We start from the raw sequence: 18,793 nt of genomic DNA, 5'->3' as shown, positions 1-18,793 counted from the left end.
GAACCTATGGCAAACAGTCGGGCTTGAGTGTCTGTGGAGGGGCAGACTGGTTAGCGGTATCGAGGATTGCGTGAGTCAGCTGCAGAGCCTGCGAGGCATGGTGGATCTGCTGCCTGTCCAGACACGCCGTTGGCAAGCGGTGGAGGCGGTGGCCCGTGCACATTTCCGTCGATCTGGAATCGAGGAGATCCGTACTCCACTGCTTGAGGTCACTGATCTTTTTGCCCGTGGCATCGGTGAAGCCACGGATGTTGTGGGAAAGGAGATGTACAGCTTCCAAGATCGCGGTGATCGCTTCTGCACATTGAGGCCAGAAGGGACGGCTTCAGTCGTTCGATCAGTTGTTCAGCATGGTCTTCTCAGCCAGGGCACCCAGAAGCTCTGGTATGGCGGTCCGATGTTTCGCTATGAACGGCCTCAGGCTGGCCGCCAGCGTCAGTTCCATCAGATCGGCGTTGAGTGGCTTGGTGTGAGTTCCGCTCGAAGTGATGCTGAAGTGATCGCCCTGGCCTGGGACCTGCTTGAAGTGCTTGGGGTGTCTGGTCTTGAGCTTCAGATCAACAGTCTTGGTACGTCAGAAGACCGTCAGCGTTATCGATCGGAGCTTGTGGATTGGTTGGCGGCTCGTTCCGATCAGTTGGACCCTGACTCCAAGCAGCGGCTAAGTAGCAACCCACTGCGCATTCTCGATAGCAAGAATCCTCAGACTCAAAAGCTGCTGGCCGAAGCTCCCACCTTGTTGGGGGCTCTCTCTGAGGAAAGCACTCAACATCTACAACTCGTGCAGAGCTACCTGGCGGACATGGACATTCCTTTTCGGGTTAATACCCGTTTGGTTAGAGGGCTCGATTATTACTGCCATACCGCTTTTGAGATCACCAGTGATCAGCTCGGAGCTCAGGCCACTGTGTGCGGAGGTGGCCGGTACGACGGCCTCGTGCAACAACTGGGTGGCCCCCCTACTCCAGCCATCGGTTGGGCACTCGGAATGGAGAGGCTGATGCTGGTTCTGGAAGCGGAAGCATCAGCTAATCCTGATGGAGCCGCTGCAAGCTTGACGGCAACTTGCGCTCCCGATCTTTATCTGGTGAATCGAGGAGAGCAAGCTGAGGCTGCCGCTTTGGTGTTGGCTCGACAGTTGCGGACGGCTGGTGTGTCCGTCGAGCTTGATGGTTCCGGTGCTGGTTTCGGAAAGCAGTTCAAACGCGCAGATCGCAGTGGTGCCAGATGGACTGCGGTGATTGGGGATGAAGAGGTCGAAGCGGGTCAGATACGTCTCAAGCCTCTTTTGATTCAAGCTGAAGAGCAGCAAGTGGACTTGAAGGATCCTTCGTCGGTTGTGGCCGTCTTGCAGACCAACACCTAGGGCTAATCCGATGCCAAGGAACAGCGATAACCTGCCACCACTCGATGGCCTTGAACTCCTCCTACTGGATGGCTGCTCTTTCAATTCGCTCGATCTGTTGCATCGGTGCCGGTTACGTGGGCGGACCGACCATGGCGGTGATTGCCGATCAATGCCCTGATGTTCAGGTCACGGTTGTCGATATCAACCAAACCCGCATCGATGCTTGGAATAACAGTGATCTGAGCAAGTTGCCGGTCTATGAACCCGGCCTTGATGCGGTTGTAGGGCGAGCTCGCGGCCGCAATCTGTATTTCTCAACGGGTGTTGACGAAGCGATCGCTTCTGCAGACATGGTGTTCATTTCGGTCAATACACCGACTAAGACCAAAGGGCTTGGTGCCGGTCAGGCCAGCGACCTGCGCTGGGTTGAAGCTTGTGCCCGTCAGGTGGCCAAATCGTCAACGGGCCACACAATTGTGGTGGAGAAGAGCACCCTGCCGGTCCGCACTGCTGAAGCGATCAAGGCCATTCTTTCTGCTGCTGAGCAATCTGCCGATGGTATTCATCGCACTTTCTCAGTGCTCTCCAATCCTGAATTCTTGGCGGAAGGCACAGCAATTTCAGATCTTGAATCGCCTGACCGGGTTCTGATTGGAGGCGAACATCCCGAGGCCATCGACGCCCTGGCTTATGTGTATAGCCAATGGGTGCCTCAAGAGCGCATTCTTCGTACCAACCTTTGGAGCAGCGAACTCTCAAAGCTCACGGCCAACGCCTTTCTGGCTCAACGGATCAGCTCAATTAATTCTGTTGCGGCACTCTGTGAAGCCACTGGCGCCGATGTTCGCGAGGTAGCCCGCGCGATTGGCAGTGATAGCCGCATCGGTTCGAAATTTCTTCAGGCAGGCCCGGGTTTTGGAGGTAGCTGTTTCCAGAAAGACATTCTCAATCTTGTTTATCTTTGTAGACATTTTGGGCTTCCCGATGTTGCTAACTACTGGGAATCAGTTGTTCAGCTGAACAGCTGGCAGCAGCACCGCATTGCTCGCATGGTGGTGCAGAAACTGTTCGGCACCGTCACTGGCAAACGATTAGCCATTCTTGGTTTTGCGTTTAAGGCCGATACCAACGACACCCGTGAAGCCCCGGCGATCCGTATTGCTAAGGATCTATTGGTAGAGGGCGCTCAGCTGGCTATCCATGATCCCAAGGTTGATTCTGATCAAATAGCCCGTGATCTGAACTTGCCGGCGAGTACGGCACCTGATGCGCAGTCTGGCCCTACGCGGGCAGCGCTGAGTGGTGAAGGCACCTGGTGGCCTGCTGACGAAATTCCATCGGCTGTTCAAGGCGCTGATGCCGTCATCATCCTTACGGAGTGGAGTCAGTATCGAGGTCTGGATTGGTCTGCACTAGTGTCGTTGATGCGTCAGCCAGCCTGGGTCTTCGACGCCCGTTCGGTGGTGACACCAGCTGAAGTAGAGGGTGCCGGTCTGAACCTTTGGCGTGTGGGTGAAGGACAGCCATGACCAGCACTGTTTTTGTGACTGGTGCCGCTGGCTTCATCGGAGCGGCTCTCAGCTTGCGGCTGCTGGAGTGTGGCGAGAGGGTGGTCGGCATCGACAACCTCAACAGTTACTACGACCCGTCTCTCAAGCGATCCCGACTTGCGCGCATCAATGCTGCGGCTCCTTCAGGCGCTTGGCGTTTTGAGGAGTTAGCACTTGAGTCTGGTGAGGAGCTGATGGCTCTTTTCGCAGCAGAACGTCCGCGTGTAGTGGTGAATCTTGCGGCACAGGCCGGTGTTCGTTACTCACTGGAGAATCCAGCCGCTTATATCCAGAGCAACCTGGTTGGCTTTGGCCACATCCTCGAAGGTTGCCGTCATCACGGCGTGGAGAACCTTGTGTATGCCTCAAGTAGCTCGGTCTATGGAGGCAATCGCAACCTGCCTTTTCATGAGCGTCAGCCCGTGAATCATCCGGTGAGCCTTTACGCGGCGAGCAAAAAGGCCAACGAACTTATGGCCCACACCTACAGCCATCTCTATGGTCTTCCAGCAACTGGTTTGCGCTTCTTCACCGTGTATGGCCCTTGGGGCCGTCCAGATATGGCGCCAATGCTGTTCGCGAAGGCGATTCTTGCTGGTGAGCCCATCAAGGTGTTTAACCACGGCAAGATGCAGCGCGATTTCACTTTTATCGACGACATTGTTGAGGGAGTCATGCGTTGTTGCAATAAGCCTGCGACCACGAATCTCGAATTTGATCCTCTTCAGCCTGATCCCTCCACAGCTGCAGCGCCCCATCGAGTTTTCAACATTGGTAACAGCCAACCCACAGAGTTATTGCGGTTCATTGAAGTTCTGGAAGAGGCACTCGGACGCAAAGCAGTCAAAGATTTTCACCCCATGCAGCCTGGCGATGTTGTTGCTACTGCCGCTGATACTCAAGCCCTTGAGAATTGGGTGGGTTTTCGTCCAAGTACACCAATCGAATTAGGAGTAAATCGTTTTGCTCAGTGGTATCGGGTTTATCACGGAGTTTGATTTTCTCTATATATTAAATAGTCCCGGACTTAATTTTTTGGGCGTAAAAAAACCGACTCGAGAGTCGGTTGAAAAATGTATTTGTATGGAATCTTGTCAAGCAGAGCCCACACCCGTATAAGAACCGTAGAAGAACAATCCAACAACAAAGATTGCAGCCATACCTCCTGCAGTAGCGATCAGCCAAAGAGGCAATGTTCCTTCAGTCCAGCGTGAACGCCAGGCAACCGCTGGGCGTCCATCGGGAAGACGGTCGGGAATACGACCGTCGGGAAGACCTGATTTCTTACCACTCATGATTCAAACCTCAGTTGAAGAAGTAGCTGGAGAACAAGATGCCTGTGACAAACACAAACAGAAGACCCAGATAAAGACTGGTCCGGTTGAGTTCAACCGGCAAGGTATTGGGATTTTTGTTGCGCTCCATGGTGTCTCAGAACTGTTGGGGAATCAGCGGCGAATGAATTGCATGGCGGCCAAAGCGCCAATAAAGAACACCGCGGGAACTCCCAGGGTGTGAAGAGCAAGCCAGCGCACCGTGAAAATCGGATAAACGCGGGGCTTTGAAGAGGTAGGGGTTTGAGTCATAAAAAATCCTTACTTCAGGCGTGAGTCAAGATCCGACTTGCCTTCGAAGCGCTGACCAACCACAGGAGCTTTGCTCTCACTGGCTTGGTAATACGAGTCAGGGCGTGGGGTTCCGAAAGCGTCGTAGGCCAGGCCTGTGGACACAAACAGGAATCCAGCAAGGAAGATGGAAGGCAACGTGATTGCGTGAATCACCCAGTAGCGAATACTGGTGATGATCTCGAAAAACGGGCGTTCCCCGGTTGAGCCGGCGGCCATGACTTCGGGTGTAACAGCTCAGTGATCTTAAGGGCAGGGGTCCAGCGACCGCGCCGGGACCTACCAGTTGGTTACAGAGCGTTGTTCGCCAAGCGGCCACAGTCGTTCTCAGCTCGACGCTGACCAGCGCAGCATCAACCCGCGCTCACCCAGTAGGAACGCATGCTGTTGAAGGTCCGTGTCGTCGAAAACAAAGCGCGTGAAGTTGGTTGGGGCTTGAACGCTTTCTGGATCACGCTCCCAGCTGTTGCCCTCATCGCGGCTGACCAGCAAGGTGCCGTTGCCACCACTGGCCCAGATCGCTCCGTCGTCGGACCAGGCCATGTCCAGATAGCCATAGCCATTGGTGATGGGAATAATCGGCTTGCTCCAGTTTTCGTTGTCGGCGGTGTCTTCGTTGAAGCGAATCTGAGCGCCACGAGCCACCATCCAGAGTTTGCCGTTGGGCTGGTAGCCAATGCTCTGCAGTCGTTGGCTGCTCACGCGTTGGTGAACCTGCCACACCGGTTGTCCTGGATCCCAGGTGGCGTAGAAATTCCCCAGGCTGCTCACGCTCACGTAGGAGCCATCAGGGCTGCGGCGTAGATCACGGGTTGCACCCGCTGCATCGCTCACCTCGGCGTCCCAGCTGCCACCACCGTCGCTGGTGCGGTACACAGCGCCCACGTTGGTTGCCAGTTCTGCACTGTTCGGTCCTAGTGCTGTGATGAGGTACGGCTCTCCTGGCAGCTTGGTATCCAGGAACAAGCGCGTCCAGTTCTGCCCCCCGTCAGTGGTGTGCATCAACAGTCCAGGCTGGCCGGCGATCCAGCCGTCATCGCCATCAAAGGCGATGCTGATCAGTCGGAAGTTTTCTTCCTCCGGCAGATCAAGGCTGCGCTCGTTCCAGCTCGCACCACCATCGTTGGTCTCCAGGATGAGGCGGTTGCTTCCCACCAGAAATCCGTGGTCGGTGCTGGTGAAAGCGATATCCAGGGGATTGGCCTGGGTGTTCAGATCAATCACCTGCCAGGGGCTGGCAGTGGCGGTTGGAACTTTGGTGGTCACGCAGCCGCCAAGCCCGAAGCCAATGCAGACCACAAGTGCCAATTGGGCCAGAGATTTGATCAGGGAATTCATGCCGATTTGAAAATGAATGCAGGCTTGGAGCAATACGAGAAGTTCAGCGCAAAAGTCTCTGCGCCGATCATTCAGTCATTAACGCAGGGAATACAACGAGAGGAAGAAGGCGAATCCAAGAGCCAGGCTGCCAAAGATCAGAACATTCTTCTGCCCCGGGGTTAAACGGTTGACACCCAGACCGAAATCGAGATTCTCCTCAAAACCACTGGCCTTCGAGCGGGGTCCGATGTCTCGGAAAGCACCAACTCTGCTGCGGCACACCGGACAGCGGAACGTGAAAGCATCAAGTTGCTGAAACGCGGTGCCAGATTCGATCCGTAATTTTTTGACTCCTTCTTCAGGGTCGTAGACGAATCCGCAGCTTCGGCACTCGAAACGGTGCGTCAGTGGATCACTCGCTTGTTCCGCCAGTGTTTTTTCTGGGGTGCGCACCTTGACCTCTGTTGAGGTCTCATCTGAACCATTCTCTTCAGGAACTTGCTGCTCTTCTGAAGCAGCAATCGTCGGATTCGCAGGGTCCTGCGGTGCTTGGATTTCGTCGCTCACCGCTGAAAGACCTTAAGGGGGGTCACTCTATCGACGTCAGCTGGCCAAACGTCAGCCAGAGGCTGCAAATGCCAGACTGGCACGTAGATCGGCTACGCCCAAATGTTTGTGCTCCCGGGCTATGACGCCTTCCTCGGCTTTCTGTTGATTGCTGGGGCAGTACCCGTGCTCGCCTTGGTGACTAACAAGCTTGTCTCGCCGCGGAGTCAGGTCGGTGAGCGAGAACTCACTTACGAATCGGGCATGGAGCCGATTGGCGGAGCTTGGATTCAGTTCAACATTCGCTACTACATGTTTGCGCTGGTCTTCGTGATCTTCGATGTGGAGACAGTTTTCCTCTATCCCTGGGCCGTTGCATTCCACCGACTAGGTATTTTGGCTTTCATAGAAGCGCTGGTGTTCATCGCCATCCTCGTGGTGGCTTTGGCGTACGCCTGGCGCAAGGGCGCCCTGGAGTGGAGCTGATCCCATGACCTCATCGATCGAACGACCTGCAACAACTGGAGAAGCCCCCTCGATTCAGGCAGTCCGCGACCTGAGGGAATCCAGCTGCGGTCCTGTGGCTGGAGCTGCCGATGGCGTGCCGACGGTCACCCAGGACCTCAGCGAAAACATCATCCTTACGAGCTTGGATGATCTGCACAATTGGGCTCGACTGAGCAGTCTCTGGCCACTTCTCTACGGGACGGCCTGTTGTTTCATCGAATTCGCAGCCTTGCTGGGCTCGCGTTTCGATTTCGATCGTTTCGGTCTCGTACCGCGGAGTTCACCGCGCCAGGCTGACCTCTTGCTCGTCGCTGGGACGGTGACCATGAAGATGGCACCTGCGTTGGTGCGTCTTTATGAGCAAATGCCTGAGCCGAAATATGTAATTGCCATGGGTGCCTGCACAATTACCGGCGGCATGTTCAGTTCGGACTCAACCACGGCTGTGCGCGGCGTGGACAAGCTCATTCCCGTTGACCTCTACTTGCCTGGTTGTCCACCAAGACCAGAAGCGATCTTCGATGCGGTGATCAAGCTGCGCAAGAAAGTGGCCAATGAATCTGTCGCCGACCGTCGTTTATTGATGCAGACCCATCGCTATTGCACGGTTGAGCATGCGATGACCCAGGTTGAGCCCATCGTCACTGGGGCTTACCTGCGTGCTGAAACCCAGGTGGCTGCATTGAAGCCTGGCGCAGGTCTACCGATGCCCGCGCTTGAAACAGCCGAACCCGTCCAGATCCCTGAGGAGTCATGAGCCCAACTCCAGAGAAAGACACCAAAAAAGATTCTCCAGTTGCGACTGGTCCAGAGCCAGGCCCGGTCAGTCAATGGCTCAGTGAGCAAGGCTTTGACCACGCTGTTTTGGATCCCGACCATATTGGAGTTGAGCAAATCGGCGTTGAGGCATTGTTTCTCCCCGTGATTGCCGCGGCTCTTAAAAGCCACGGATTTGATCATCTCCAGTGCCAGGGCGGCTATGACGAAGGACCCGGCCAACAATTGGTCAGCTTTTATCACTTCATTGCTATGGCAGAAGTTGCCGATGGACGTGTGGATCAATTGCGCGAAGTGCGCCTGAAAGTGTTCCTATCCAGAGAGGGACAGCCCAGTATTCCCAGCCTTTATGGACTGTTCCGAGGAGCCGACTGGCAGGAACGTGAGACATTCGACATGTTCGGGATCAACTTCGAAGGACACCCCCACCCCAAGCGGTTGCTGATGCCTGAGGATTGGACCGGTTGGCCTTTAAGGAAGGACTACGTCCAGCCTGATTTTTATGAGATGCAAGACGCCTATTGAGCGCGAATCAAGAGACTTTTATTTTTAAATTTAGACATTTAAATGAAGTGAGTTAGCTCGTCGTCGAAGTTTTTTCAGTCTTGTGCATTCTGTAAAAGCGCATCACTCCAAGGGCAAGGCTGCGAGGGTCATGACGCAGGGTCGCGGTGGGTCTGCTCCCTTGAAGTGGTGCTTCCATCACGTCATAACCCTCAACCTCCAGTTCGCGGCGGTTGCAGGTCACAGGCTCAGCTCCGCGTGAGCGGTAATGCTTGATCAGTGGTGATTCCCCGATGGGCTCTTGAGCGAGCACGGCGTCAAACAGTCGATGACTGATGCCTAGAGAGGCCAGTTGCGCTTCGATGGCTCTGAGGTGTCCGCTCACATCCAGTCCATCCGTTTCTCCGGGCTGCGTCATCAGATTGCAGATGTAAAGCCTGGGTGCCCGGCTGCGTTGGATGGCGCTCACCAGCTCAGGTACCAACAGATTGGGCAGCAGTGAGGTGTAAAGGCTGCCTGGGCCCAGCAGAATCAGATCGGCTTGTGCAATCGCTTCAAGAGCCCTCGGCAGTGCTGGTGGGCCTTCCGGCAGGCAGCCCAGACGAACGATGGGGCTCGGTGCTTGTCCGATCGCCGATTCGCCTTCTATGCGGCGACCGTCCTCGAGTTCCGCCCACAGCCGCACATCCACATTCGTGGCGGGCACCACCTGGCCCTGAACCGCCAGAACCCGGCTGGAGGCGGTGATTGCTGTTTCCAGGCTGCCAGTGATGGCGGTGAGCGCTGAAAGAAACAGATTGCCGAAGCTGTGACCCTCAAGGCCTCCTCCGGCAGAGAAGCGGTATTGGAACAGACGGGTCAGCAGTGGTTCTTCGGTGGATAAAGCGGCCAGGCAGTTGCGGATATCGCCGGGTGGCTGCACTCCCAGTTCCCTGCGCAGCACGCCGCTGCTGCCACCGTCGTCAGCCACGGTGACGATGGCCGTGATGTGGCTGCTGTAACGCTTGAGGCCACTCAGCAGCGTCGATAGCCCGGTGCCGCCGCCGATGGCGACGATGTTTGGCCCTCGGTTGAGGCGGCTTTTAGCCCGCAGTGCATCCACCAATACGGTGTCTTTTTCTGGGGCCAGGGCCTGCTGGATGGAGCCGAAGCTGCGGCTCTGCCCCCAAAGCAGCAGGCCGACGCCCACCAACAGCACCAATGGCCCGGTAATTCCCCTCGGCAACACGCGAGTGATCCAGCTCAGGGATTCCTGGATGGCCCAGAGCATCCAGTAAATCGGCTGTAAATCGGCCCAGACGGCAGCGCCCAGCAGCGCCAACATCAGTCCAATTCCTGAGGTGAGCAGCCAGCGCTTCACCACCAGGCCTGGCTGCAGCCAACGCACTGCACGGCGGGAGCGCAGCACTAGATCACGCTGCCGTGCTGCCTGCATGGCCCGGATCCGTTGACGGCGTCCGCGGTGGCTAGGGCTGGTCAAGTGCAATCCGGGGCCAGGGTCGTCGCTTCCCTTGCGATGAGGGAACTGTACGGAAGTTGGTCCCGATGGCCATCCTCATTGGTGCAAACGAGGCAAGATGGGCGCGTAACGCGCAAAAGCCCCGTGCAGACCAGGCTGGAACCGACATCTCCAGCAACCCAGACTCCAGTAGTGGAGATGCGTGACCTCACGATGCAGTGGGGTTCTAAGCCGGTTTTGGACAAGGTGTCGCTCTCGATGCAGCCGGGAGAGCGCATTGCCGTTGTTGGCCCTTCTGGAGCGGGAAAATCCACGGTTCTCAGGCTGCTGGCAGGACTTCAGTTGCCGACGACCGGGGAGCTCCGCCTGTTTGGCGAACTGCAGGAATACCTACGTCTCGATCAGCGCCGTCCAGCCGACGTACGACTGGTGTTTCAGAACCCTGCTTTGCTGGCCTCACTCACGGTTGAGGAAAACGTCGGCTTTCTGTTAATGCGCCTCGGGCGCATGAGCCCTGACCAGATCCGTGAGCGGGTTCAGCAGTGTCTCGAGGCTGTTGGGCTGAATGATGTGGCGGATCAATATCCCGGCCAGCTCAGTGGTGGCATGCAGAAACGGGTGAGCTTCGCCAGGGCTCTTATTGATGATCCCGATCGCGAAGAGGGGGCGATGCCCCTGCTGCTTTACGACGAGCCGACGGCAGGGCTTGATCCTGTTGCATCAACCCGTATCGAAGATCTGATCGTGAAGACCACCACCGTGGCCCGTGGCTGCTCAGTTGTGGTCAGTCACGTACACAGCACCATTGAGCGCTCAGCTGAACGGATTGTGATGCTCTATGGAGGCCGTTTCCAGTGGGACGGAACTGTCGATGAGTATCGCTCCACCGACAACCCCTACGTCGTTCAGTTCAGGACGGGTAACCTGCGCGGACCGATGCAGCCCTCTGACCACTGAGCTATGCGACGTAGTGTCCGTGAAGCCCTGGTTGGGTTTTCGATCGTTGGAGCGATCGCAGGATTTGCAGGCACCATGCTGTGGCTCAGAGGAGTGCGTCTGGGGTCGGAGTCCTGGACTGTGACCGCAGACTTCGCCAATGCCGGAGGACTGGCTGCCCGCTCGCCCGTCACTTTCCGCGGAATCATGGTTGGCACGGTTCGATCCGTCGACGTCACTCCGATGTCGGTGAAGGCAACGCTTGAGATCAATGCCGACGATCTGCAGCTGCCCTTGCCCGTCAAGGCGGCGGTCTCCTCGGCTTCACTTCTTGGAGGTGATTCACAGGTCGAGTTGGTCACCAGCGGTGCACCGCTTCCAAAGAATGCGCCAAAGCCGAAATCAGGCCGTTGCCGCAACAGCGGAATCCTTTGTAACGGCGCAACAATCTCAGGAGAGTCAGCATCGAGTCTTTCCTCCGTGACAGCCTCCCTGGAGCAGCTGCTCAATGAAGCTCAGAAGTCAAACTTGATCCCAGCACTGGTGGAGTCCACCAAGCAGTTTGGGATCACCAGTCAGGATGCTTCGAAGTTTCTCAATACAGCTGATGTGGCGGCTGAAAATGTCGACACGCTGGTCCACCAGTTGCGCGCTGAAGTGGCCAGAGCCAAGCCCACCATTGAAAATCTCAACAGGGCTACGGCTGAGGCTGCCGATGCAGCTGCCCACATCAACAACCTGGCAGGAGCGATCGACAACCCAGAAACAGTCAGTGATCTGAAGCAGACCGTCACCAATGCCCGTGATCTCACAGCTCGCCTCGACTCGGTTGGTGGCGACATCGAACAGCTAACCGATGACCCGCGATTTATGAAGAGCTTGCGCAGCGTGATGATCGGGCTCGGCACCTTGTTCGAGGAGGTCTACCCGGCACAGACCGGTGGATCGAAGTAGGTGTCCAGAGTCAGGTCACTGCATTGATCGCATCCATAGCAATGGCAGCGATGGCCTGATCGCTGGCTTTGGGTAGTTGCACGTATTTGCCACCGGCGGCTTCGGCCAGGTCTTTGCCCATGCCACTGCCGATGAATTTGCGCTCTGTGTCGATCACCAGCAGCTTGATGCCCAGCATTCGGTAACGCGTCGCTACATCCAGTACTTCCTGTTTGAGATCAGGCTTCTCTTCACCTTCCAGTTCAGGCTGGCCCAGTGAGGTGCTCAGCGGCACGTTGCCGCGCCCATCGGTGATCGCCACTACCACCACCTGGCCCAGATCTCCTGTGGCCAGGGCATTGGCGCCAACCCGGGCTGCTTGGGTCAGTCCATGGGCCAGCGGTGATCCGCCGCCGCAGGGCATCGATTCCAGGCGCCGGCGCGCTGCGGTGATAGAGCGTGTAGGCGGCAGCAGCACTTCGGCCTGGTCGCCTCGAAAGGGGATCAGCGCCACTTCGTCGCGGTTTTCATACGCCTCGGTCAGCAGCCGAATCACAGCACCTTTGGCGCTCTGCATGCGGTTCAGGGCCATGGAACCGCTGGCATCCACCAGGAAGATCACCAGAGCTCCGGCTTTGCGTTGCAACAGCTTGGCCCGCAGATCGGCTTCCTCAACGATCACGTTGCGCCCAGGCTGGCGTTCGCGCCTTGCCCTCTGATAAGGCGCCGCTGCGCGCAGCGTGGCATCCACGGCGATACGCCGCACAGGACCCCTGGGCAGAATCGGTTTCACATAGCGGCCGCGGCTGTCGCTGAGCACCACCGAACGACTGCCGCTGCTGCCGCTTTTGCTCTTGGCAGCGTTGAACAGCAACAAGTCGGGATCAATCGAGACTGCCTCTGGATCGAGCATGAACTCCTCGGGGACCGAAGGCGGTGCCTCGTCCTGATCCGACTCGTCATTATCTGAGTTTTCGTCGTCGCTGTTGTCGTTGGAGTCCTCCTCGGGCGGGTCGTTCTGATCCTGATCAGTCCCTTGTGGCGGAGGGGGCTGGTTTTCCGGGTTCTGCTCGCCTGCCTCCGGCGGCGGTGGGTTCTGATCTTGAGGGGGTTCCGGTGGCGGTGGTGGCTCCATCTGCTGATCTGGCGGTGGCAGTTGCGATGCACGCGGCGCGATCACCAAGGCCACAGCAACCTGCAGGTCGTCTGCTTCGACCTGTTCACGGCCACTGAGGGCCGCATGGGCTTTCGCGACGCGCACGGCATAAAGCTCGGATCGGTGCCCTTCCACGCCGCCGCGAACTGCTTCGGTCACGAGGTACTCGATCTGCTCACGACTGATGCGCACGTCCGGCAGCCACTGACGAGCGAGTAGAAGCTGGGTGGCAAGAGCATCGGTGTCCTCTTTCCAGCGCTCGGAGAAACTGCGGCTGCACTGGCCATGGCTCAGCACCGCATTGGTGATTTCCACGCGTTCCTCGGTGCTCACCAACTGATTGGCTGAGAGGGCGATCGCAAAGCGGTCGAGCAGGTGGTCGCGGACGTTGCCCTCTTCGGGGTTGTAGGTGGCGATCAGCAGTGGCCTGCAGGGGTGGCTGAGGCTGAGGCCTTCCCGTTCCACCTGGTTTTCGCCGGCACCCACCGCGGCCAGCAGAAGATTGATGATGCCGTCATCGAGCAGGTTGAGCTCATCGACGTACAGCACTCCTCGGTGAGCTTCTGCGAGCAACCCCGGTTGGAACACAGGGCTGCCGCTGGCCAGTGATGCCGCCACATCCACGGCACCGACCAGTCGATCCTCGGTGATGCCCAGCGGCACCTGTACAAAGGGAGCGGGAATCACCTTGGAGGGAGGCTCGCTGTTCAGCCGCTCTCGCCAGCTCGCATCCCATTCCTCGGGTCGGGTCGGGTCGAGGTTGAGCCCCGGTCCTGCAGGGAGATCTGCACTGTCTTGATCCAGCACCTCGATCGGTGGCAGCAGGGCATGCAGGCCCCGTGCCAGAACGGATTTGCCGGTGCCTCGGCCGCCGGCGATGATCACGCCCCCCAGGCCGGGGTCTACCGCTGCCAGCATTAGGGATAGTTTCAGCGTTCCATGGCCAGTGATGGCTGCCAGTGGGAAGGCACGGCTCGCCTGTTCTTGAGCAGCTGTGCTGGCCATGCCGCTAGCGACCCCTCCACCTGAAACCATGAATGTTTGCCAGCCCTGCGCGTGAGCGCCAGTCTCGCTGATCAGCCTCAGTCTCTTGCCATTGCCCTTGGGGCGAACCTGCCCAGTGCCGCAGGTGTGCCTCGCCAGACGCTGATCACGCTGCGTCCTCAATTGGAGCAGCTTTTGATCTCCTGGGGCAGGGCTGCATCAGCAGAGATGCGCTGCTCTTGGTCGCCACTGATGGAGACGGCTCCAGTGGGCGGGCCACCCGGACAGCCGTTTTACTGCAATGCCGTGGTGCTCTGCGCAGGTGTACAGCGCTCCGCCTCCGAGGCTGCGGCGTTGCAGTTGCTCACAGAGCTGCATCAGCTTGAGCGATGTTTTGGCCGTGATCGAGATCAGGAACTGCTGTGGGGTCCGCGCACTCTCGATCTGGATCTCCTTTTCTGGGGGGAATGGCGTTTGGATCATCCGCAGCTGGTACTGCCTCACCCTCGTCTGCACCTGCGCCAATTTGTTCTGGAGCCCTTGCTGGCAGCCATGCAGCGATCAGTTGACTGGTGTCCTGCGTCAGATCTTCAGCAATGAAGAGCTCAGGTCGATCACCCCATCAGCTTGTTGGATCAGAGCTGGGTCGTGGCTGCTGATCAGCACCAGTCGCTCTCGCGAACGTTTAGCGATCACCTCTCGCACCAGCTGGCTGGCGCTGGCATCAAGAAATGCTGTGGGCTCATCCAGCACTTCGACCGGTCGGCTCCGCAGCCAGGCTCGTAACAAGCCAAGTCGATGGATCTCACCGCCGGAGAAGGGGGTCTGGGCGAGTGACATGCGGGTATCCAGGCCTTCCTGTCTTTCCAGTAGGTGGCTGAGACCTAGCCGATGCAGCGGACTCCGTTCATGAGTTCAGCAAGAGGCTGACGGCTAGCCCAAGTCCGGCGATGTCCAGCAGGCTGCTGAGCACGCTCAGCAAGGTCTGCAAGGCGAGATGTCGCCAGACCGCCTCCCGCGCGAAGGCCTTCAGGAGCTGCGGCTGCTCCAGCCGTGCTTGATCAGTCAGTGCGATGCGGAAACAAGCGAAAGTCGTCCGTCGATCCTGACGCTCACCCGCCATGCTGGTTCCCACTGTCGTGAGAAGCCATGGCCCCGCTGCCGGCTCCAGAGCCCTACGAGCTGCTGGAGACCATCGATGCCCTGGATGCACGCAAAGTCCGCTTCGAGCGCAACCGCATCAGGTTGCCCATGGGGGTGGAGGGCAGCTTTGGGATCATCAAGCATCCAGGCGCGTCACTGGCTGTGCCAATCACCAATGAGGGGAAGGTGGTGGTGCTGCGTCAGTACCGCTTTGCTGTTCAGGCCAGGCTGCTGGAGTTCCCGGCCGGCACGCTGGAGGAAGGAGAAGATCCTTTGGAGTCGATGAAGAGGGAGCTCGGAGAGGAAGCGGGTTATAGCGCCGCTCGCTGGGATGCCCTTGGTCCCATGCTCCCCTGCCCTGGCTATTCCGATGAGGTGATTCACTGCTTCCTGGCCAGAGATCTCACGGTGCTGGAGAACCCCCCGGCAGGAGATGACGATGAAGATCTCGAGGTTCTGCAGATGAGTCCTGCCGAACTGGATGCTCGCCTGAGTTCCGGCGAGGAGTGGCTCGATGGCAAAAGCGTGACCGCTTGGTATCGGGCCAAGCAGTTGCTCGGTTTCTGAATTCGCGACCACCGATGAATACCTCTCGCACGCTGTTCTGGCACCGCCGCGATCTGCGTTTGGCGGACAATTCAGGTCTTCAGGCGGCCGTGGCACTGGGCCAGGCTGTCACGGGCGTGTATGTGCTCGATCCGGATCTGATCACGCCGCCAACCCAGCTGCCGCCGATGGCACCCGCTCGTTTGTGGTTTCTGGTGGAAAGCCTGGTCGAACTGCAACAGCGCTGGCGTCAGGCCGGGAGTCGCCTGCTGGTGCTGGCTGGTGATCCGGTTGAGCTGCTACCTCAGTTGGCGGCCCTCCTGGACGCACCCACCATGGTTTGGAGTCGTGATGTTGAGCCCTATGCCCGCGAGCGAGACCGTCAGGTGGCTAAGGCCCTGCAGGCCGATGGGCGCAAGCTGCTGGTCGACTGGGACCAGCTGCTGGTGGCGCCGGAGTCTCTCAAAACCGGCGGAGGAGACCCTTACCGCGTGTATGGACCTTTTCTGCGCAATTGGCGTGGTCAGGTCGAAAGGCTCGCCCCACGCATTACACCAGCTCCAGAAGGCCTGCAGGATTTAAACCAGTCCCAGCTTCAGCAGATCAGCTCTGCAGAAGGAGACCTTGGTCGGCTTTGTTCCCAGGGACAGTCCGAGCTTGAGCGTCTGCGCAGCAGCCATGGCTTCGCTGGCACCGACTTGTGTCCTTGTCGCCCTGGAGAAATCGCAGCAGCGGATCAGTTGGCAACGTTTGCTGAAGGGCCTCTGCTTGGCTACGAGCCTGACCGAAATTTCCCTGGGCAGCAGGGGACCTCATCCTTAAGTGCGGCTTTGAGTGTCGGCACGATCAGTCCCAGGCAGGCCTGGTGTGCTGCCCAGAGCGCCAAGGAGATCGTGCGCAGTGATGAACAGGAGCATGCGATCACGGTCTGGGAGCAGGAGCTGGGCTGGCGTGAGTTTTACCAGCAGGCCTTGTTCCATTTCCCCGAATTGGCTGATGGTCCTTACCGCGAGCAATGGCAACGCTTCCCCTGGGAGAACAACGAAGTGTGGTTTGGCTTCTGGAGAGAGGGCCAAACAGGGATGCCGATCATCGATGCAGCGATGCGTCAGCTCAATCAGAGCGGATGGATGCACAACCGCTGTCGCATGATCGTCGCTTCTTTTTTGGTCAAAGACCTGATCTGCGACTGGCGCTGGGGCGAGCGGGCCTTCATGGAGCTGGAGGTGGATGGCGATCTTGCGGCCAACAATGGCGGTTGGCAGTGGAGTGCCAGCAGTGGGATGGATCCAAAGCCCTTGCGAATTTTCAATCCCGCGACGCAGGCATCAAAGTTCGACGCTGAAGCTGACTACATCCGTCACTGGTTACCTGAGCTGCGCCATGTGAACACCAAGGATCTGCTCAGTGGTGAGATCGGTGCACTGGAGCGTCGCGGATACCCGGAGCTCTTGATTGATCACAAGAAACAGCAGGCCCACTTCAAGCAGCTGTACGCCACCATCCGTTCTTGAGTTCAGGCCGCAACACTGCAGGTTTGCGAATCCAGAGGAGCGGTTTGGATGAGCAGCGAGCGAAGCACGGCAATCACCTGTTCCTGCTGTTCGCTGGAGAGCTCCGGGAAGATCGGCAAACTCAGCACTTCGCTACAGAGCTGTTCGGTCACCGGCAGACGGGTGCCTTGATGCTGATTGGCGTAGGCCGGTTGGCAATGGATGGGAATGGGGTAGTAGATGATCGTGCTCACACCCTTCTCCTGCAGGCTCTGTTTCAACCAATCGCGGCAATGACTGCTAGGCAGTCCGAACTCACTGGGGGGATGGTTGGCGTTGGAGGAGATGTCAGCTGGGCAAACCGTGACACGCACCACAAACTGATTCCAGCCATCGCCGTTGCCTGCGGATGAATCGGGGATGAGCAGGCCTGGCACATCTTGCAGCCCTTCGCGGTAGCGCTGGGCGATCTGCCGGCGGCGTTCTACCCATTGGTTCAGCCGGGGCAGTTTCACGTTGAGCACTGCGGCCTGCATGGCATCCAGCCTGCTGTTGTAACCGAGCTCCGTGTGCAGGTAGCGGCGGGGCATGCCGTGCACCGCGAGCTCGCGCATGCGCTGAGCAAGAGCTGCGTCGTGGCAGGTCACAGCTCCGGCATCACCAGCTGCACCAAGGTTTTTGGTGGGGAAAAAGCTGAAGCAGCCAATATCGCCCCAGCTGCCGACGGGTCGTCCGTTCCAACTCGCCCCGGTGGCTTGAGCACAATCTTCAACAACGACAAGGTTGTGATCTTTGGCGATTGCCATAAACCGCGTCATGTCGACAGGCCGCCCAAACAAATGCACTGGGATCAGGGCTTTGGTTGAGGGCGTGATCGCAGCAGTGATTTGATTGAGATCGATCAGGTAAGTGCGTGGATCCACATCCACAAACACCGGCGTCGCACCTACAGCGCTGATCGCTTCAGCTGTGGCAAAGAAGCTGAAGGAGGCTGTGATCACTTCATCACCGGCTCCTATTCCAAGGGCTCTCAGGGCCAGGATCAGGGCATCGGTGCCGCTGTTGCAGCCAACAGCGTGGGCAGTTCCGACCACTGCCGCGAAGGCCGTTTCAAACGATTGGATTTCAGTGCCACCGATGTACTGCCCGCTGCGCAACACACGCAGCGCGGCTTCATCGAGTTCCGGCCCCAGGTCGGCGAGCTGCTGACTGAGGCTGAAGGGAGGCACCTGCATGGGTGGCACCTTAAGCCGGTGCCCCGAACCACGGTGGCTCTTGTCCGGGATGCCACTTGATGTTGCAGCCAACAGATGGTTGTTGTTCCTGGTTAACAGGCTGGTCATTGAGGACCGCATCCACTGCCCTGCGCAGATCGCGGCCATCCAATGGCACCTCGTTTCCTGGGCGGCTGCCGTCGAGCTGGCCCCGATAGCGCAAGGTCTGAAGGCCTGCCTCATCGGGGCTGAACAGATAGAATTCCGGCGTGCAAGCGCCTTTGAGGGCTTTGGCCAGGTTCTGCTGCTCATCGAGCAGATAGGGAAAACGCCACTGCTGCTGTTTTGCCTGATGACGCAGGCCTTCGGGACCATCCTGTGGATGGGTGGTGAGGCTGTTGCTGGAGACGGCCAGCAGGGTCACGGCTGGGCCGTAGTCCTCGGCGAGCCTGCTCAGCTCGGGCTCCACATGCTTCACAAACGGGCAGTGTGCGCAGATCTGCATCACCAGCAGCGGTTGTGCGGGCAGCTCGCTGTTGCTGAGAGTGGCTGCGTCAGTGCCATCCCTCAAGCTTCCGCTCACCACGGGCAACTGGAAGGCAGGCAGCACCTCGCCAAGGGGCAGCATGGTCGAGGGAGTGAGAGCCATGGCGAACGAGCAACAAATGGTGCGTCAGCTTTCATCCTGGTTCAGACTCCGGCCACCCGGTGCAAAGAACGCGTGCTCAGGCGTGCCAAGGCAGGTCGGATCT

General features: G+C 58.3%; 23 protein-coding genes. 11 read left to right on the top strand and 12 right to left on the bottom strand.

All coding sequences use genetic code 11. The features are described 5' to 3' along the window. Positions 1–70 precede the first annotated feature (70 nt). The 3 genes from hisS (at position 71) to DXY37_RS12500 (ending at position 3,896) form a co-directional block, all read left to right on the top strand. Positions 71–1,366 carry a histidine--tRNA ligase gene (gene hisS, locus DXY37_RS12510; RefSeq protein WP_115127050.1) on the top strand — a complete coding sequence of 432 codons (1,296 nt, stop codon included), beginning with the start codon at positions 71–73 and terminating at the stop codon, positions 1,364–1,366. Positions 1,367–1,434: 68 nt separating this feature from the next. Next, entirely contained in the window at positions 1,435–2,877 is a 1,443-nt protein-coding gene (locus DXY37_RS12505) for a nucleotide sugar dehydrogenase (protein WP_115127049.1), read from the top strand. After that, complete coding sequence (locus DXY37_RS12500) at positions 2,874–3,896, top strand: NAD-dependent epimerase (protein ID WP_115126959.1); 1,023 nt, start codon at positions 2,874–2,876, stop codon at positions 3,894–3,896. Before DXY37_RS12505 ends, DXY37_RS12500 begins: the two co-directional genes overlap by 4 nt. A 96-nt stretch (positions 3,897–3,992) precedes the next feature. Here the strand turns inward: DXY37_RS12500 and DXY37_RS12495 are convergent, their stop codons facing one another. From DXY37_RS12495 to DXY37_RS12470, 6 genes are all read right to left on the bottom strand, one after another. Further along, positions 3,993–4,193, bottom strand: coding sequence for a photosystem II reaction center protein J (locus DXY37_RS12495; RefSeq protein ID WP_115126958.1), 201 nt, complete (start codon positions 4,191–4,193; stop codon positions 3,993–3,995). Between the two features lie 10 nt (positions 4,194–4,203). Further along, on the bottom strand, positions 4,204–4,323 hold the full coding sequence (locus DXY37_RS12490) for a photosystem II reaction center protein L (protein WP_066904825.1): 120 nt from the start codon (positions 4,321–4,323) through the stop codon (positions 4,204–4,206). A gap of 23 nt (positions 4,324–4,346) precedes the next feature. Further along, entirely contained in the window at positions 4,347–4,484 is a 138-nt protein-coding gene (gene psbF / locus DXY37_RS12485; protein ID WP_074160697.1) for a cytochrome b559 subunit beta, read from the bottom strand. 9 nt (positions 4,485–4,493) lie between these two features. Beyond that, positions 4,494–4,742 carry a cytochrome b559 subunit alpha gene (gene psbE / locus DXY37_RS12480; RefSeq protein WP_115126957.1) on the bottom strand — a complete coding sequence of 83 codons (249 nt, stop codon included), beginning with the start codon at positions 4,740–4,742 and terminating at the stop codon, positions 4,494–4,496. Between the two features lie 108 nt (positions 4,743–4,850). After that, entirely contained in the window at positions 4,851–5,861 is a 1,011-nt protein-coding gene (locus DXY37_RS12475; RefSeq protein ID WP_115127048.1) for a photosynthesis system II assembly factor Ycf48, read from the bottom strand. 78 nt (positions 5,862–5,939) lie between these two features. After that, complete coding sequence (locus tag DXY37_RS12470) at positions 5,940–6,410, bottom strand: rubredoxin (protein ID WP_115126956.1); 471 nt, start codon at positions 6,408–6,410, stop codon at positions 5,940–5,942. 102 nt (positions 6,411–6,512) lie between these two features. On the opposite strand from DXY37_RS12470, the gene DXY37_RS12465 reads away from it, so the two are divergent. From DXY37_RS12465 to DXY37_RS12455, 3 genes are read left to right on the top strand one after another with little or no spacing between them, the layout of a single operon-like run. After that, the gene (locus DXY37_RS12465) at positions 6,513–6,875 is read left to right on the top strand and encodes an NAD(P)H-quinone oxidoreductase subunit 3 (RefSeq protein WP_066905075.1); all 363 of its coding nucleotides are present in this window, start codon (positions 6,513–6,515) and stop codon (positions 6,873–6,875) included. 4 nt (positions 6,876–6,879) lie between these two features. Then, entirely contained in the window at positions 6,880–7,653 is a 774-nt protein-coding gene (gene nuoB, locus DXY37_RS12460; protein WP_115126955.1) for an NADH-quinone oxidoreductase subunit NuoB, read from the top strand. Then, complete coding sequence (locus DXY37_RS12455; RefSeq protein WP_115126954.1) at positions 7,650–8,198, top strand: NAD(P)H-quinone oxidoreductase subunit J; 549 nt, start codon at positions 7,650–7,652, stop codon at positions 8,196–8,198. Before nuoB ends, DXY37_RS12455 begins: the two co-directional genes overlap by 4 nt. A 52-nt stretch (positions 8,199–8,250) precedes the next feature. On the opposite strand, the gene yvcK is transcribed toward DXY37_RS12455, so the two are convergent. Further along, positions 8,251–9,612: a gluconeogenesis factor YvcK family protein gene (gene yvcK, locus DXY37_RS12450; RefSeq protein ID WP_115126953.1), complete on the bottom strand. Its 1,362-nt coding sequence runs from the start codon at positions 9,610–9,612 to the stop codon at positions 8,251–8,253. 237 nt (positions 9,613–9,849) lie between these two features. Here yvcK and DXY37_RS12445 point away from each other — a divergent pair, with 237 nt between their 5' ends. Together DXY37_RS12445 and DXY37_RS12440 are read left to right on the top strand one after the other, a co-directional pair. After that, entirely contained in the window at positions 9,850–10,593 is a 744-nt protein-coding gene (locus DXY37_RS12445; RefSeq protein WP_115127047.1) for an ABC transporter ATP-binding protein, read from the top strand. A 3-nt stretch (positions 10,594–10,596) separates the two neighbouring features. Then, on the top strand, positions 10,597–11,526 hold the full coding sequence (locus DXY37_RS12440) for an MlaD family protein (protein WP_115126952.1): 930 nt from the start codon (positions 10,597–10,599) through the stop codon (positions 11,524–11,526). Positions 11,527–11,536: 10 nt separating this feature from the next. Here DXY37_RS12440 and DXY37_RS12435 read toward each other — a convergent pair whose 3' ends face one another. After that, on the bottom strand, positions 11,537–13,666 hold the full coding sequence (locus DXY37_RS12435) for a magnesium chelatase subunit D family protein (RefSeq protein ID WP_371638196.1): 2,130 nt from the start codon (positions 13,664–13,666) through the stop codon (positions 11,537–11,539). A 51-nt stretch (positions 13,667–13,717) separates the two neighbouring features. Between DXY37_RS12435 and folK the strand changes: the two genes are divergently transcribed. Next, the gene (gene folK, locus DXY37_RS12430; RefSeq protein ID WP_115127046.1) at positions 13,718–14,245 is read left to right on the top strand and encodes a 2-amino-4-hydroxy-6-hydroxymethyldihydropteridine diphosphokinase; all 528 of its coding nucleotides are present in this window, start codon (positions 13,718–13,720) and stop codon (positions 14,243–14,245) included. Here the strand turns inward: folK and DXY37_RS12425 are convergent. Further along, the gene (locus tag DXY37_RS12425) at positions 14,228–14,485 is read right to left on the bottom strand and encodes a hypothetical protein (RefSeq protein WP_244277145.1); all 258 of its coding nucleotides are present in this window, start codon (positions 14,483–14,485) and stop codon (positions 14,228–14,230) included. The genes folK and DXY37_RS12425 overlap by 18 nt on opposite strands. Before the next feature lie 67 nt (positions 14,486–14,552). Then, a complete protein-coding gene (locus tag DXY37_RS12420; protein ID WP_136975615.1) occupies positions 14,553–14,768 on the bottom strand; it encodes a hypothetical protein in 216 nt (71 codons plus the stop codon). A gap of 26 nt (positions 14,769–14,794) precedes the next feature. Here DXY37_RS12420 and DXY37_RS12415 point away from each other — a divergent pair, with 26 nt between their 5' ends. Both DXY37_RS12415 and DXY37_RS12410 read left to right on the top strand, forming a co-directional pair. Beyond that, positions 14,795–15,355: an NUDIX hydrolase gene (locus tag DXY37_RS12415; protein ID WP_115126949.1), complete on the top strand. Its 561-nt coding sequence runs from the start codon at positions 14,795–14,797 to the stop codon at positions 15,353–15,355. A gap of 14 nt (positions 15,356–15,369) precedes the next feature. Then, the gene (locus DXY37_RS12410; RefSeq protein WP_115126948.1) at positions 15,370–16,848 is read left to right on the top strand and encodes an FAD-binding domain-containing protein; all 1,479 of its coding nucleotides are present in this window, start codon (positions 15,370–15,372) and stop codon (positions 16,846–16,848) included. A gap of 2 nt (positions 16,849–16,850) precedes the next feature. On the opposite strand, the gene DXY37_RS12405 is transcribed toward DXY37_RS12410, so the two are convergent. Both DXY37_RS12405 and DXY37_RS12400 read right to left on the bottom strand, forming a co-directional pair. Continuing rightward, on the bottom strand, positions 16,851–18,062 hold the full coding sequence (locus tag DXY37_RS12405) for a DegT/DnrJ/EryC1/StrS aminotransferase family protein (protein ID WP_115126947.1): 1,212 nt from the start codon (positions 18,060–18,062) through the stop codon (positions 16,851–16,853). Between the two features lie 10 nt (positions 18,063–18,072). Next, a complete protein-coding gene (locus tag DXY37_RS12400; protein WP_115126946.1) occupies positions 18,073–18,690 on the bottom strand; it encodes a thioredoxin family protein in 618 nt (205 codons plus the stop codon). Positions 18,691–18,793: the final 103 nt, after the last annotated feature.

Origin of the sequence: Synechococcus sp. GEYO (assembly GCF_900473955.1) — a bacterium.
Lineage (GTDB): Bacteria > Cyanobacteriota > Cyanobacteriia > PCC-6307 > Cyanobiaceae > Synechococcus_C.
The sequence above is the reverse complement of the archived record's forward strand: the minus strand, read 5'-3'. Positions and strand labels throughout refer to the sequence as shown.